Annotated in this window: 14 protein-coding genes; 6 read left to right on the forward strand and 8 right to left on the reverse strand. The window is 68.3% G+C overall.

Annotated features, from left to right (window positions below; translation table 11 throughout):
- The first annotated feature begins 185 nt into the window (after window positions 1-185).
- Window positions 186-2750, forward strand: a complete 2565-nt coding sequence (gene mprF / locus AC07UW_RS14845) for a bifunctional lysylphosphatidylglycerol flippase/synthetase MprF (RefSeq protein ID WP_495212318.1) — start codon at window positions 186-188, stop codon at window positions 2748-2750.
- Window positions 2751-2844: 94 nt separating this feature from the next.
- On the opposite strand, the gene AC07UW_RS14850 is transcribed toward mprF, so the two are convergent.
- From AC07UW_RS14850 to AC07UW_RS14865, 4 genes are all read right to left on the reverse strand, one after another.
- Window positions 2845-4179 (reverse strand): virulence factor family protein, encoded by a 1335-nt coding sequence (locus tag AC07UW_RS14850; protein WP_495212319.1) that lies wholly within the window; start codon window positions 4177-4179, stop codon window positions 2845-2847.
- Window positions 4180-4275: 96 nt separating this feature from the next.
- Window positions 4276-4893 carry a DUF998 domain-containing protein gene (locus AC07UW_RS14855; protein WP_428705161.1) on the reverse strand — a complete coding sequence of 206 codons (618 nt, stop codon included), beginning with the start codon at window positions 4891-4893 and terminating at the stop codon, window positions 4276-4278.
- Window positions 4890-5069, reverse strand: coding sequence for an oxidoreductase-like domain-containing protein (locus AC07UW_RS14860; RefSeq protein ID WP_223496081.1), 180 nt, complete (start codon window positions 5067-5069; stop codon window positions 4890-4892). Before AC07UW_RS14860 ends, AC07UW_RS14855 begins: the two co-directional genes overlap by 4 nt.
- 49 nt (window positions 5070-5118) lie before the next feature.
- Window positions 5119-5721 (reverse strand): HD domain-containing protein, encoded by a 603-nt coding sequence (locus AC07UW_RS14865; protein WP_223496083.1) that lies wholly within the window; start codon window positions 5719-5721, stop codon window positions 5119-5121.
- 229 nt (window positions 5722-5950) lie between these two features.
- Here AC07UW_RS14865 and AC07UW_RS14870 point away from each other — a divergent pair, with 229 nt between their 5' ends.
- Window positions 5951-7108 carry a transglutaminase domain-containing protein gene (locus AC07UW_RS14870; protein ID WP_223496084.1) on the forward strand — a complete coding sequence of 386 codons (1158 nt, stop codon included), beginning with the start codon at window positions 5951-5953 and terminating at the stop codon, window positions 7106-7108.
- A gap of 7 nt (window positions 7109-7115) precedes the next feature.
- On the opposite strand, the gene AC07UW_RS14875 is transcribed toward AC07UW_RS14870, so the two are convergent.
- Window positions 7116-7451 (reverse strand): zinc ribbon domain-containing protein YjdM, encoded by a 336-nt coding sequence (locus tag AC07UW_RS14875; RefSeq protein ID WP_025879075.1) that lies wholly within the window; start codon window positions 7449-7451, stop codon window positions 7116-7118.
- A 179-nt stretch (window positions 7452-7630) separates the two neighbouring features.
- Here AC07UW_RS14875 and AC07UW_RS14880 point away from each other — a divergent pair, with 179 nt between their 5' ends.
- The 3 genes from AC07UW_RS14880 to AC07UW_RS14890 all read left to right on the forward strand — a co-directional run bounded on the left by AC07UW_RS14880 (window position 7631) and on the right by AC07UW_RS14890 (window position 9710).
- Entirely contained in the window at window positions 7631-8992 is a 1362-nt protein-coding gene (locus AC07UW_RS14880) for an Hsp70 family protein (RefSeq protein WP_223496086.1), read from the forward strand.
- Between the two features lie 230 nt (window positions 8993-9222).
- Window positions 9223-9516 carry a YkgJ family cysteine cluster protein gene (locus tag AC07UW_RS14885; protein WP_051501656.1) on the forward strand — a complete coding sequence of 98 codons (294 nt, stop codon included), beginning with the start codon at window positions 9223-9225 and terminating at the stop codon, window positions 9514-9516.
- Window positions 9517-9527: 11 nt separating this feature from the next.
- On the forward strand, window positions 9528-9710 hold the full coding sequence (locus AC07UW_RS14890; RefSeq protein ID WP_025879072.1) for a hypothetical protein: 183 nt from the start codon (window positions 9528-9530) through the stop codon (window positions 9708-9710).
- Window positions 9711-9759: 49 nt separating this feature from the next.
- On the opposite strand, the gene AC07UW_RS14895 is transcribed toward AC07UW_RS14890, so the two are convergent.
- The 3 genes from AC07UW_RS14895 to AC07UW_RS14905 are packed head-to-tail and all read right to left on the reverse strand — an operon-like array spanning window position 9760 to window position 11749.
- Window positions 9760-10638: a DUF4097 family beta strand repeat-containing protein gene (locus AC07UW_RS14895; protein ID WP_313252102.1), complete on the reverse strand. Its 879-nt coding sequence runs from the start codon at window positions 10636-10638 to the stop codon at window positions 9760-9762.
- A gap of 11 nt (window positions 10639-10649) precedes the next feature.
- Window positions 10650-11174 carry a hypothetical protein gene (locus AC07UW_RS14900; protein WP_495212320.1) on the reverse strand — a complete coding sequence of 175 codons (525 nt, stop codon included), beginning with the start codon at window positions 11172-11174 and terminating at the stop codon, window positions 10650-10652.
- Window positions 11171-11749 (reverse strand): RNA polymerase sigma factor, encoded by a 579-nt coding sequence (locus AC07UW_RS14905; protein WP_312110089.1) that lies wholly within the window; start codon window positions 11747-11749, stop codon window positions 11171-11173. Before AC07UW_RS14905 ends, AC07UW_RS14900 begins: the two co-directional genes overlap by 4 nt.
- A 126-nt stretch (window positions 11750-11875) precedes the next feature.
- Here AC07UW_RS14905 and AC07UW_RS14910 point away from each other — a divergent pair, with 126 nt between their 5' ends.
- A complete protein-coding gene (locus tag AC07UW_RS14910; RefSeq protein WP_223496090.1) occupies window positions 11876-12055 on the forward strand; it encodes a hypothetical protein in 180 nt (59 codons plus the stop codon).
- The last annotated feature ends 24 nt before the right edge of the window (window positions 12056-12079 follow it).

Here is a 12079-nt window from a genome sequence, read left to right on the forward strand (position 1 = left end):
CTCCTGCGGGTGGTCTGGACTGCATTCTCACCCAGCCGGCGTCGGAAGTGTGTGCCCGGTGCGGCCACTGAATACCGCCACCGGCGGCACAGCCGCACCGCTGGTCAAACCGCGCTGGCAGGCGCACGATGCGCGACGCCCTGCGTTGACACCGCCCTCGCCCTTACTGACGCACCCTTGCGCCGATGACTGCCTCTACCGATTCCGTCCCTGCCGCCTCTGCCCCGACCTGGAAGCGGGTCGTCACCATCGTCGTCCCGCTGCTGATCCTCGCGCTGGCCCTGCATGGGCTGGCCGGTGAATTCGACGAGCACGGCTATCGTGCCATCCGCCAGGCCTTCCGCCAGCTCAGCGGCGCGCAGATCGCGCTGACCGTGCTGCTCGGCCTGGCCAGCTACGCCTGCCTGATCGGCTTCGATGCGATCGGCCTGCGCCGCAGTGGCATCCGCGTGCACCCGGCACGGATCGGCATCACCGCCTTCCTCGCCCACACCCTGGGCCAGACCGTGGGCTTTGCCGCCCTCACCGGCGGTGCAGTGCGGCTGCGCGGCTACCGCAGTGCCGGCCTGGACCTGGCGCAGATTGGCCAGGTGGTGCTGATGAGCACGCTGGGCTTCATCTTCGGCGCGTGGCTGCTGATCGGCGTGGCGCTGTGCATGGAGCCGGCCGCTGCCGCGCTTGCGCTGCCGCTGGATCCCGCGGCGGTGCGCGTGGTCGGCATCATCGCGCTGATCGCCTTTGCCGCCACCTTCATCCTGGTCGGCCGGGACGGTCGCCAGTTCCGCATATTCGGCCATGGCCTGTGGCTGCCCGACCGGCGCACCATTCTCGGTGTGACCGTGTTGAGCGTGGTTGAACTGGTATTGGCCAGTGCCGCGTTCTACGTGCTGCTGCCGGATTCAACGCCGACTGGCCTGCCCGGTTTCGTCGGCCTCTATCTGGTCGCCGTGCTGGCTGGCCTGGTGTCGACGGTGCCGGCCGGCCTTGGCGTGTTCGAGTGGAGCCTGCTGAAGCTGCTGCCGCAGGTGGCGCCGGCTGCAGTACTGGCGGCGGCATTGATCTACCGCGTCAGCTACTACGTGCTGCCGCTGCTGCTGGCCACCGTGCTGGCCCTGGCGCCCGCGCTGCGGCAGCCGCTGCAGGCCAGCGCAGGTGCCACCCGCGCCGGCTGGTACGCGCTGCGTCCGTGGTTGCCGCAGATCATCGCGCTGGCCGCCTTCAGTGTCGGTGCCGCGCTGGTCATCGACGGCACCCTGCCCACACCGCGACGGCACCTGATCAATGCCTCGCTGCCGATCCTGGAAACCTCGCACCTGATCGGCAGCCTGGCCGGCGTCGCCCTGCTGCTGATCGGCCAGGGCCTGGCCCGCCGCAGCCACGCAGCATGGATGCTGGCGATGGCGATCTGCGTAATCGCGCCGCTGCCGATCTGGCTGCGCGGTGGCCAACCGCTGATCGCCTTGTCGGCGTTGTTGGTGGCGATGGCGCTGTGGGCAGCACGTCGCGAGTTCTATCGCCAAGGCGCACTGCTGGACGAAGCCTGGTCGTGGCCATGGCTGCGCAACCTCGGCCTGGTGCTGGTGGCAGTGACCTGGCTGCTGTTCTTCACCTACAGCCATGTCGAATACCAGAACGAGCTGTGGTGGCAGTTCGCGGTGTCCGGCAATGCACCGCGCGCGCTGCGTGCGCTGCTGCTGGTGGCGATGGCACTGGTGATGTTCGGGCTGGCGCGGTTGCTGCACAGCACGCGCAGCCCGCTGCCGCCTGCCGACGACGCAACCCTGCAGGCGCTGACACCGGTGCTGGCCGGCGCCACCGACACCCAAGCCTGCCTGGTGCTGACCGCCGACAAGGCAGTGCTGCGCGATGAGCAGCACAAGGGCTTTGTGATGATGCAGCGCTACGGCGGCTCGCTGATCGCGATGGGCGATCCGGTCGGGCCACCCGAGGTGGCGCGCGCATTGATCTGGCGCTTCCGCGAAGAAGCCGACCGGCTCGGACTGCGCCCGGTGTTCTACCAGGTGGGTGAAGCGTATTGGCAGACCTATCTCGATCTCGGCCTGGGCCTGGTCAAGCTGGGCGAAGAGGCCATGGTGCCGCTGCACGACTTCGGTCTGGAAGGCCGCGAGCGTGCCGACCTGCGACAAGCCTGGAACCGCGGCAAGCGCGGTGGGCTGTCGTTCCGCGTAGCACCGGCGGAAGAGATCCCTGCGCTGCTGCCACGCCTGCATGCCATTTCCAACGCCTGGCTCGACGACAAGTCCGGAGACGAAAAGGGCTTCTCGCTGGGCAGCTACGACCCGGACTATCTCGTGCGTTTCCCGATCGCGCTGGTCGAAGCCGAAGGCCGGATCGTGGCCTTTGCCAACCTGTGGCAGGCACCGGCAGGCGCCGAACTGTCAGTGGATCTGATGCGCCACGTCAGCGACGCGCCGAAGGGCACGATGGATTTCCTGTTCATCGAGTTGTTCCTGTGGGGCCGCGCGCAAGGGTATGCACGGTTCTCGCTGGGCATGGCACCGCTGTCCGGCCTGGCCCAGCATCGCCTGGCCGGTCGCTGGAACCGGCTGGCCGGCCTGCTCGCACGGCATGGCGAGCGCTTCTATGGCTTCAGCGGCCTGCGCAGGTTCAAGTCGAAGTTCGATCCGCAGTGGCGACCGCGCTACCTGGCCGCGCCCGGCGGCATGCACCTGCCGGCTGCACTGCTGGATGCCACGCGGCTGATCTCGCTGGACCCGCGGCGCAACTGACGCACCGATCCGCCGGGCATGCCCCGGCGCTACCTGATGGATCGTCCGCACGGGTAGCGCCGGGCCATGCCCGGCGGTGGTCCCATGAGGCCGATTACGCGCCGCCCTTGAGGATCACCTCGGCCAGGCGATCGTAGTCACCGCCGAAGTGATGGTCACCCGGCAATTTGACCTTGTGCACGCCGTCGTTGCCCGGCAGATCGGGGCACAGCGCATCCTCGTCCTTGTCACCGTACACGCACAGGGTCCTGGCCGCCGGCAGCTTCGCCAATTCCGGCGCGATCGGCAGGCCGCCGCCACCACCGCCCAGCCAGTTGCTGACATGGAATTCAAAGTCGGCGTTCCTGCCCACCGACAGCAGCACGATGCGCTCGAGACCGGCGCGGGTGCCCGCATCAAGCTGGTTGATGGTGGCCGGCAGCACGTCGGCGCCCTGCGAGAAACCGATCAACATCACCTTGTCGCGCTGCCATTGCTGGCGGTAGTGGCCGATGATCTTCTGCAGATCGACAGCGAATCCCTGCGGCGTGCGTTCGCTCCAGAAGTAGCGCAGCGAATCGAGGCCGACCACCGCCACGCCGTGTTCGGCCAGGGCGCCGGCCACGTCCTTGTCCAGGCCGGCCCAGCCACCATCGCCGGAAACGAATACCGCCAGCGTGTCACCGCTGCCCTGCGCCGGCACTTCCACTACCGGCAGCCCCTTCAGGGCATCCGGCGGCGGAGCCAGCGCGACCCCGGCCTGCGCGCCGATCACTCGCGCGGCTGCCACCAGCCCAGGTGTCGCATCGCCAGCAACGGTGCGCTTGAATTCACGGGCCATTGCCACCTGCTGCACGAACGCGCCAGCGCTGTTGGTCGAACACCCCGGCGCGCCGGCCGCGTTCAACCAAGGGAAATTCAGTTCGCTGGGCTGCAGGCGGTCGTGCTTCACGCCGTCACCGCAGACCATGCGCTCGTGTACATGGGCCGGGCAGAATCCCGAGGTCAACAGGCCGGCAAAGACCTGGGTGTCGGCCTGCGCTGCCAGCGCATAGGCCAGTTCGGCGCCTTCACCGCTACCGCCAACCAACGGCAGGTGATACCCCGGCAGATGCAGGAACGCCTGTACCCAACGCGAGAAATTCTCGACATCGCCCGCCCCGAACGCGCAGCTGCTGTTGCCTTCGCGCTTGAGCACGCCGCGCAGGTGGGCCACGTCCACCGATGCGACCAGCGCACCATCGGCACGCAGCGCTTCGATCGGCATGCGGCTGTCATCGGCACCGGCGCCGTCATGGAACCAGATCACCACCCGTTGGGGAGCCCCGGCCGGCACATGCACCGGCACCTGATCGAAACGTCCATGGCTGACCTGCTGCACTGACGCCACCGCTGGCACCGCCGCCAGCGCCAACACCAGTCCCATCGCCCTGCCCAGCCCTGCACGCATCGTTCTGCATCCCGTTGGAATGCGCACACGATACGCCGCCGCTGCGTGCACGGCACGTACCGGTACAGGCCACCTGCAATCAGGCAGGTGGTTGATTCAGCGGGTGCCGGCAGGACGCCCGCGGCGATACAGCGCCAGCGCCAGCCACAGCAGCCAGCCGACGATCACCGCGATCACCAGTTTCTGCCCCAGCCCACGCGGTGGGCCACCGCGCCACAGCACGTGCATCCACAGCAGCACGAAGGCCAGCCATGCCCAGGCCCACAACAGCGCCGCACTGCCTCGCCAGCCCGGCTCCCGGCGCAGGTACCAGGCCTGCAACAGCATGCCGACGCTGGCGCACAGGAAGGCGGTATTGGCGGCCAGGCCGTGGATCAACGGCGCCAGCAACGGCGTTGCCGCAGGCAGCCAGCTGTCACCGATGGCGACGGTGGCCAGGCCAACGGCGGCCACGCAGAACAACAGCGGTGCCGCTGCGCTGCGCCGCGGCCCCACGCTGTGCCGATACAACGCGATGCCGAGCACGGCGATGGCCAGAGCCAGCAGGCAATAAGCGGTGCGTAGCGCCAGGCCCCACGGCCCATGCAGGTACAGGCTCAGGGTGGCCTTCACCCAATCCAGATCGGCACGCGCGAACTGCGTCCACAACGCGGTCGCCACGAACAACAGCAGTGCCACCAGCGCCAGCGTCGCGGCCGGACGGGCCCGCGTCATGGGTCAGCGTCCGGATGCCGTGCCTGCCACTCAGCCAGCGCCTTGCGGTAACGCTGCAGCTCCTCGGTGTACAGGTCGAGTACGCACAACGGGCAGCCACTGCCGCAGCATTCGTTGGGGCCGGGTTCTTCCGGCGGCAGCGGACGGGGATCGGCAGGAGTATCGGAGACGGTCACGGCTGGAAACAACACCACGCAATGGCAGGTGGATAGTGTAGCGGCGCGCTCAGGCGCCCAGCTGGCGGCGCAGGTTCGACCGCGCGGCCGCATCAAGACGCTGGTCGAAAAAGTCGCTGAGGAAGATCCGCGGCGCGCGCAGCAGCCCCTGCAGGAAGCGGCGGCGTCCGGCGCGATACAGAAAGCCCGGCACTACGCCTTTGTACTCTTCGGCCACGCCGCGGTCATACGCGGCAAACACCTCCTCGGGTGCCGCCAGGATCGCCATGTCGCAGTCGAGGAACAGCGCCGCTTCGGCATCGACATCGGCCGGGCCCAGCTCGCCATGGCGGGCGGTGAGCAGGATCAACTGCTCGACCCGGCCGGCATCGACCGATGCCAGTTCCGGCGAGGCCGCAATGGCCTGCAGGGCAAGCACGGCCGACCTGGCCTCGTTGTCCTTGCGGCCGGCCTGGTAGATCGCATCGTGGTACAGCACTGCCAGATAGACTTCGGCCGGCTGCTGCCAGCCCGGACCTGCAGCCACCTCCTGGCAATGCTGCAGGACCGCGCGCACGTGGCCGAAGTGGTGATAGGCGCGCGGTGGCGTCGCATAGGCATCCTGCAGAGCCTGCCAATGCGCGGGAGCGAGAGTCAGCGGGGCGAAGTCCATGCAGGGATGATCCCGCCCTTGGCACCGCCGGGCAAGCTGGCTGTTTTTTCACCAGCCACTCACATCCCGTGCCGGGCAAGGGCGCAGGGCAGTTGTCCACAGGTTTGTTGCGTGCTGGTCCACACCGGCTGTGGACGAAGCGCAGCGCTGATCGCCGGTGGATGCGGACCGCCACGTGCAGGTCTACACTGGCCGCAGGCGGGAGCGCCCGCCGCTGCCGGAAACCGTCATGCGCCGTCTTGCCGCCCGATGCTTTCTCCTGCCACTGCTCGCGCTCGGCACCCCCGCCCTGTGCGCACAGGATGCGCCCGCTGCCGCGCCGGCCATTCCGACCATCTCCACCGTAAAGGTCACCGCCGCCAGCGTGCCGACACCCGAACAGGTGCTCGCGATCCCGCCGGCGATGCGCGAGATGCTGCAGAAGCAGGTGATCAGCCGCAGCTACTCGCGTGACCAGCGCCTGCAGGCGCTGGTGGAGATGATCTTCAGCCAGCACGGCATGGACCTGCAGTACGACGCCGATGCGACCTACACCATCAGCGAGATCTGGCAGCACCAGCGTGCCAACTGCCTCGCCTTCACCCTCCTGTTTGTCACCCTGGCCCGTGAGGCCGGCATCCAGGCGCGGGTGCAGGAAGTCGGCCAGGTGGTGTCGTGGTACCAGGACCAGGACCAGGGCGTGGTCTACAACGTCGGGCACGTCAACGCTGGCGTGGATGTCGGTGGTCGCTACGGTACGGTCGACCTGGACCGCAACGTGCTGTACGACCGCCACGGGCCGCAACCCATCGGCCGCGAACGGGCGCTGGCGCACTACTACAACAACCGGGGTGCGGAGCAGCTGGCTGATGGCGACCTGCGCGGGGCGCGCGCCTTCTTCGATGCGGCGCTGGCGCAGGACGCCGGGTTCGCCCCGACGTGGAACAACATCGGTGTGCTCGACAACCGCCTGGGCGATGACCAGGCGGCCCGCACTGCGCTGGACACGGCATTGCGATTGGACGGACGCCAGAGTGCAGCGCTGAACAACGCCAGTGCGCTCTATCGCAAGCTGGGCATGACCGCGCAGTCGCAGGCCATGCAGAAGAAGCTGCAGTCGGTGCAGCGCGAGGATCCGTTCGCGCAGTACATGCAGGGTGCCCAGGCCGAACGCGCTGGCGACCTGGACAAGGCGATCACGTACTACCGGCGGGCGGTGCGCCTGTACGACACCGCGCACCAGTTCCACTTCGGCCTGGCGCGGGTGTATTTCCTGACGGGCCGGCTGCAGCGTGCGGACCGCGAACTGCTGCGGGCGCAGGAACTGGGCGGTTCAACGCAGCAGGCCCGCTACCAAGCCAAGCTGGACAGCCTGGCCCGCTGGCGAGCGCAGCAGGCCAAGCGCTGAGGCGCGATCAGGCCTTCTTGAGGAAGCAGGTCTTCAGCACCAGCCCCTTGATCTTGTCCGAGTTGCCCTCGATGTGCTCGGCATCGTCTTCGACCAGACGGATGTTGCGGATCACCGTACCCTGCTTGAGCGGGATCGAAGAACCCTTGACCTTCAGGTCCTTGATCACGGTGACGGTATCGCCGGTCTGCAGGGTATTGCCGTTGCTGTCACGCACGACCAGGGTCGAACCGGTACCTTCTTCGGCCGTCCACTCGAAGCCGCAGTCGGCGCAGATCCACAGCGCGCCATCGGCATAGGTGTTTTCCAGGGTGCACTGCGGGCAGGCGGGAACAGAAGACATCGCAAGTACCTCAAAATGAATCAACAGCCGCCATTGTAACCGCCCGGCCTTTTCGTTCATTTTCCGGCGGCGGTCCGGGCGCGGCTTCGCCGCGCCCCGCACAAGGAAGGCACCGGAACTTGCAGCGCGCGGCAAACTCCAGCAGAGTGCGCGGCCCCTGATCGTCCCCGGACCTCCCCATGCGCCTCGGCATCGACTTCGGTACCAGCAACTCCGCCGCCGCCATCGTGCGTGATGGGACGCTGCTGCCGATCCGCTTCGGCGAGGCCGAACAGTTCCGCACCAGCGTGTACTTCCCCGGCGTGGTGCCCGACCCGGACGATTTCCAGCTTGACGCCGGGCAGGAACACGAACTGCAGCAGCTGATCGACAGCGCCGCCCGCGCGGCCCGCGCCGCTGGCCAGGAACGCACGCCACAGGCCCTGCGCCGCGAGGCACTGCGCGCCCTGCGCCGGGAGTGGATGGAGGCTCGCGCCGGAAAGGAACGCAGCGCCAGCGACCTGCTGCAGAACGCCGTCTATGGCGACGACGCGCTGGAAGCATATTTCGAGGAGCACGAAGGCAACCTCGTGCAGAGCCCGAAGTCCATGCTGGGCTACAACCTGCACCCGCGCGCGCGGCAGACCATCACCGGCATCGCCGCGCACATCCTCGAACACATCCGCTTGACCGCCAGCGCCCAGCTCGGCCAGCCGCTGCGCAGCGCCCTGCTCGGCCGCCCGGTGCAGTTCCGCAGCTCGATCGGCGAGGCCGGCAACGACCAAGCCCTGGACATCCTGCGCGAAGCAGCCGGCCAGGCTGGTTTCGACCACATCGATTTCCTCGAAGAGCCTGCCGCCGCAGCGATGCATTACCACGCTGAAAGCCGCGATCGCCATCAGGCGGTGATCGTCGATATCGGCGGCGGCACCACCGATATCGCTCACGCCGAAGTGGGTGGCATCCAGGCCCCGCGCATCCACCGTGCCTGGGGTATTGCCCGCGGCGGCACCGATATCGACCTGGCCCTGAGCCTGTCCGGCTACATGCCGCTGTTCGGCCGCGGCATCACCCGCGTGCCCACCCACCACTACGTGGAAGCGGCCACCGTGCAGGACATGACCCGCCAGCGCGAGTTCCGCCAGCACAACTACGACAACGTCGACGCGCCGTGGGGGGCGCGCCTGCAGGCACTGCAGGACACCGGCAACACAGCCCGCCTGTACCGCGATGTCGAGCGCGCCAAGATCGCCCTCAGCGGTGCCAGCGAACACCGCAGCACGCTGGATTACATCGCCCGCGACCTGCACGTGGACAACAGCGCCGACGGCCTGGCCGCCGCCGCCCATGGCTACCTGACCCAGATCCGCGAACTGCTGGCCCAGGTCCGCAGCGACATCGGCGGCGACCCTGACGCGGTGTTCCTGACCGGCGGCATGTCCCGTGCCGGCTACCTGCGGCAGGCCGCTGCCGAGGCGTTCCCGGGCGCCCGGATGGTGCACGGCGAGCCCTCGCTGGGGGTCGTCCAGGGCCTCGCGCTGGCGGCAGCCAGCCGGGATTAACAAAACGTTACGCGGTCTGCGCTACCCTTGGCCGGCTAGAAAACCGCTGCACCTTCCGCTGGCCTCGCCGGTGTGTGTACCCATGGTGCAGCCTGCCCCGCCCAGCGGGTCTGGCGACCATGCCTTCTGGCTCGATCATGGTCCGCGTACTACCCGAGCCGCCATCGAGACCCGCTTTGGGCACCCGCCAGGCCCCTGTGGCCGTACAACCTGACGCTGAACCAGCACCCATCGACTGCCGCCGTTGTGACGCGGTCTGTTGCCGGTTGCCGGTCCTGCTGCAGCCCGGCGACCACGTGCCCGGCCAGTTCCTGTCGCGCGACGCACACGGCCGTGCCGTGATGGCGCGCAACGAGGAAGGCTGGTGCGCGGCGATCGATCCGTATCACCTGCGCTGCACGATCTATTCGCAGCGCCCGGCGATCTGCCGCCAGTTTTCGATGGGCGGCGACGACTGCCGCCGCGAGCGGCAGGACTACCTGCGCCAGGCTGAATCCTGCGCGCTTTCCTCCCCTTCCACCTGACAGGAGCAACCATGCCCCGCAAGGCAAAGACCCCCGCGAAGGCCAGCAACAGCATCCGCAGCGAACGCAAGGGCGCATCCGCCAGCACCGTGGTCAACAGCGACTCGATCGCCTCCGACCTGGCCGCGTTCCGCAAGAGCGGTGGCAAGATTGAAGTTCTCGGTACCACCTGGGCGCTGAAGAAAGCCAGCTGACCCTCCCCCGACCGCGGCGGCGCTGCCGCCGCGGCCTGCCGGGCCGCGCTCAGCGGTCCAGGCGCACCTGCACGCTGCCCGAGTGCGACTGCACGCGGATATCGCCATCGCCGCTACCCAGGCGGGCATCCAAGCTGCTGCCCGGCCCATAGCGCGGCCGCTCGACCTTGCCGGCATCGCTGTTTATCGACCCGCTGAAGCTGTTCACCGACAGCTGCGCCGACACCGTGCGCGGCAGGCGCAGGCTGACCGATGCACTGACCGACTCCACGTTGATGCGTCCGCCCGGCGCCAATGCGGTCGCCGACAGGTCAATGCCGCCGGATACCGTCTCCACCACCAGGCGCTGGATGCGACCTGCATCGACGCCGACCCGGCCGGACACCGTCTGCGCCCCGATCTCGCCGGAAACTCCGCCACCGGCCTCGATCCGGCCGCTGACCGTGTTCACGTCCAGCCGCGGGGTCTGCAACCGTGCAGTGACATTGCCGCTGACCGTATTGAGCACGCTGTCGCCACTACGACCGGCGGCGGCAAGGTTGCCACTGACAGTGTCGGCCTGCAGGCGCCGCACGTCCACGCCACTGATGTCCTGGTCGGCACTGACCGTGCTCAGCAGCAGCTCTACCGAGCGCGGCACGTTGAGGGTCAAGGTGGCGCCGCCATTGTTGCCGCGTCGCGGATACTCGATTTCCCAGCGCACCCGGTTGGCACTCTTTTCCTGGCGCAGCTGCAGGCCGTCGCTGAGCGTGCCGGTGAGCTGCACGTCATTGCGGTCCCAGCCGCGTACGGTCACCTTGCCAGCGACGTTGCTCAGTTCGATGCGGCCGCCTGCAGCAACATTGTGGCGTTCATCGACGCGTGTATCGGCCAGCGCCATGGCGGGCACCAGCAGCAGGGCCGCGCAGAGAAGGGGAAGGGTTCGCATCGGGGGTCTCCTCAGGTTGTCAGACCGGAAGCGGCCTGGGCCGCCTGCCGGGTCAGTTCGAGCCGCAGCGAATAGGTCCGCTTGAGCTGTCCAAGCAGGTGCGGCGCACGCGGGTCCTGCACCATCGCGGCGCGGATCTGTTCCGCGCTGCGATCCAGTTCATGCAGCGCGGGCTGCCACTCCGGCGCAGTGCCATCAGGCAGCGACGCCACGGCCTGCCGGTACTGTTCGGTCATCGCATCGGCCTGCAGCTGCAGGCCACTGGGTGCAGGCAGCGCCTCGGGTGCATGCCGCCACGGCGCCACCGCGTAGAGCGCGAGGCTGGCCGCCAACGCCGCGCCAACCGGCAGCCACCAGCGTCGACGGGTGCGCAGTGGCAGGGCCACCACGTTGTCCACCGGCGCCTGCACGGCAACCGGTTCGCGGGGTGGCAACTGCGCCGACAGACGTTCCCAGCCATCAGCCGGTGCGCTGCGTTCCGCGGGAAGGGCGCGCAGGCGCGCCAGCAGGTCGTGATCGGGGTCGTGCGTACTCATGTCATGTCTCCCAGGCGCGCGCGCAGCAGGCCACGCGCGCGGTGCAGCTGTGCTTTGGAACTGCCGACCGCCATCTGCAGCTGGCCGGCGATTTCATGGTGTTTCCAGCCTTCGATATCGTGCAGCACCAGTACCGCACGCGCGCGCGGCGGCAGGGTCGCCAACGCGCGTTCCAGGTCGCGTTCGGTGCCGGCGCAGCCATCATGCACCGCCATCTCCGGTATGCCACCGTCCACGTCGTCCAGGCTGTCGTGGTCATGCCCGGCGGCGCGGCCGCGCAGTTCCATCAGCGCGGCGTTCACCCCCAACCGATGCAGCCAGGTCGACAGGCTGCTCTCGAAACGGAAGCCCGGCAGTGCCTTCCATGCCTGCAGGAAGGCCTCCTGCAGTGCATCCTCGGCGCGTGCCTGCTGCCCGCCACACAGGCGCCACAACGAGGCAAACACCCGCGGCGAATGCCGCCGATACAGCAGTTCGTAGGCAGCGGTATCGCCGGCCGCCGCCGCACGCACCAAGGCGGTTTCGTCGACGGCGTCGGTGGCGGCAGGCTGCGCGGGCATGGTGGTGTCGAGCATATCCGTTGGATGCGGCCCGCCGGAAAAAGGTTTAGATCTGCCGACACGCTTTCCGCTTGCAACCTTTTCGCGCCTGGCTGCATCCATCACAGGTCCCCCGCAGGCCTGCCCGGCCAGGAGCCTCCCATGTCCAGTCCTTCCTGCGCCGCCCTGCTGGCGATCGTGGCCTGCATGCTGCTGCAGGCGTTCGGCGTTTCCCTGCACTGGCGTGCCGACAGCGGCCGCGCCTGCCTGCAGCAGCACAAACAGGACCTCGTCTGCCTTGCCTGGGCACAGGCGGTCGAAACGTCGACACGCGCCGGGTAACATCAAGCCCCGTTTCCGTCACAC

It is taken from the genome of Stenotrophomonas sp. GW821-FHT02D01 (assembly GCF_059421765.1).

What these genes read in the sequence shown, in the direction of transcription:
- mprF (WP_495212318.1), top strand. Translation starts at nt 186, where the DNA reads ATGACTGCCTCTACCGATTCCGTCCCTGCCGCCTCTGCCCCGACCTGG.
- AC07UW_RS14850 (WP_495212319.1), bottom strand. Translation starts at nt 4,179, where the DNA reads ATGCGTGCAGGGCTGGGCAGGGCGATGGGACTGGTGTTGGCGCTGGCG.
- AC07UW_RS14855 (WP_428705161.1), bottom strand. Translation starts at nt 4,893, where the DNA reads ATGACGCGGGCCCGTCCGGCCGCGACGCTGGCGCTGGTGGCACTGCTG.
- AC07UW_RS14865 (WP_223496083.1), bottom strand. Translation starts at nt 5,721, where the DNA reads ATGGACTTCGCCCCGCTGACTCTCGCTCCCGCGCATTGGCAGGCTCTG.
- AC07UW_RS14870 (WP_223496084.1), top strand. Translation starts at nt 5,951, where the DNA reads ATGCGCCGTCTTGCCGCCCGATGCTTTCTCCTGCCACTGCTCGCGCTC.
- AC07UW_RS14875 (WP_025879075.1), bottom strand. Translation starts at nt 7,451, where the DNA reads ATGTCTTCTGTTCCCGCCTGCCCGCAGTGCACCCTGGAAAACACCTAT.
- AC07UW_RS14880 (WP_223496086.1), top strand. Translation starts at nt 7,631, where the DNA reads ATGCGCCTCGGCATCGACTTCGGTACCAGCAACTCCGCCGCCGCCATC.
- AC07UW_RS14890 (WP_025879072.1), top strand. Translation starts at nt 9,528, where the DNA reads ATGCCCCGCAAGGCAAAGACCCCCGCGAAGGCCAGCAACAGCATCCGC.
- AC07UW_RS14895 (WP_313252102.1), bottom strand. Translation starts at nt 10,638, where the DNA reads ATGCGAACCCTTCCCCTTCTCTGCGCGGCCCTGCTGCTGGTGCCCGCC.
- AC07UW_RS14900 (WP_495212320.1), bottom strand. Translation starts at nt 11,174, where the DNA reads ATGAGTACGCACGACCCCGATCACGACCTGCTGGCGCGCCTGCGCGCC.
- AC07UW_RS14905 (WP_312110089.1), bottom strand. Translation starts at nt 11,749, where the DNA reads ATGCTCGACACCACCATGCCCGCGCAGCCTGCCGCCACCGACGCCGTC.
- AC07UW_RS14910 (WP_223496090.1), top strand. Translation starts at nt 11,876, where the DNA reads ATGTCCAGTCCTTCCTGCGCCGCCCTGCTGGCGATCGTGGCCTGCATG.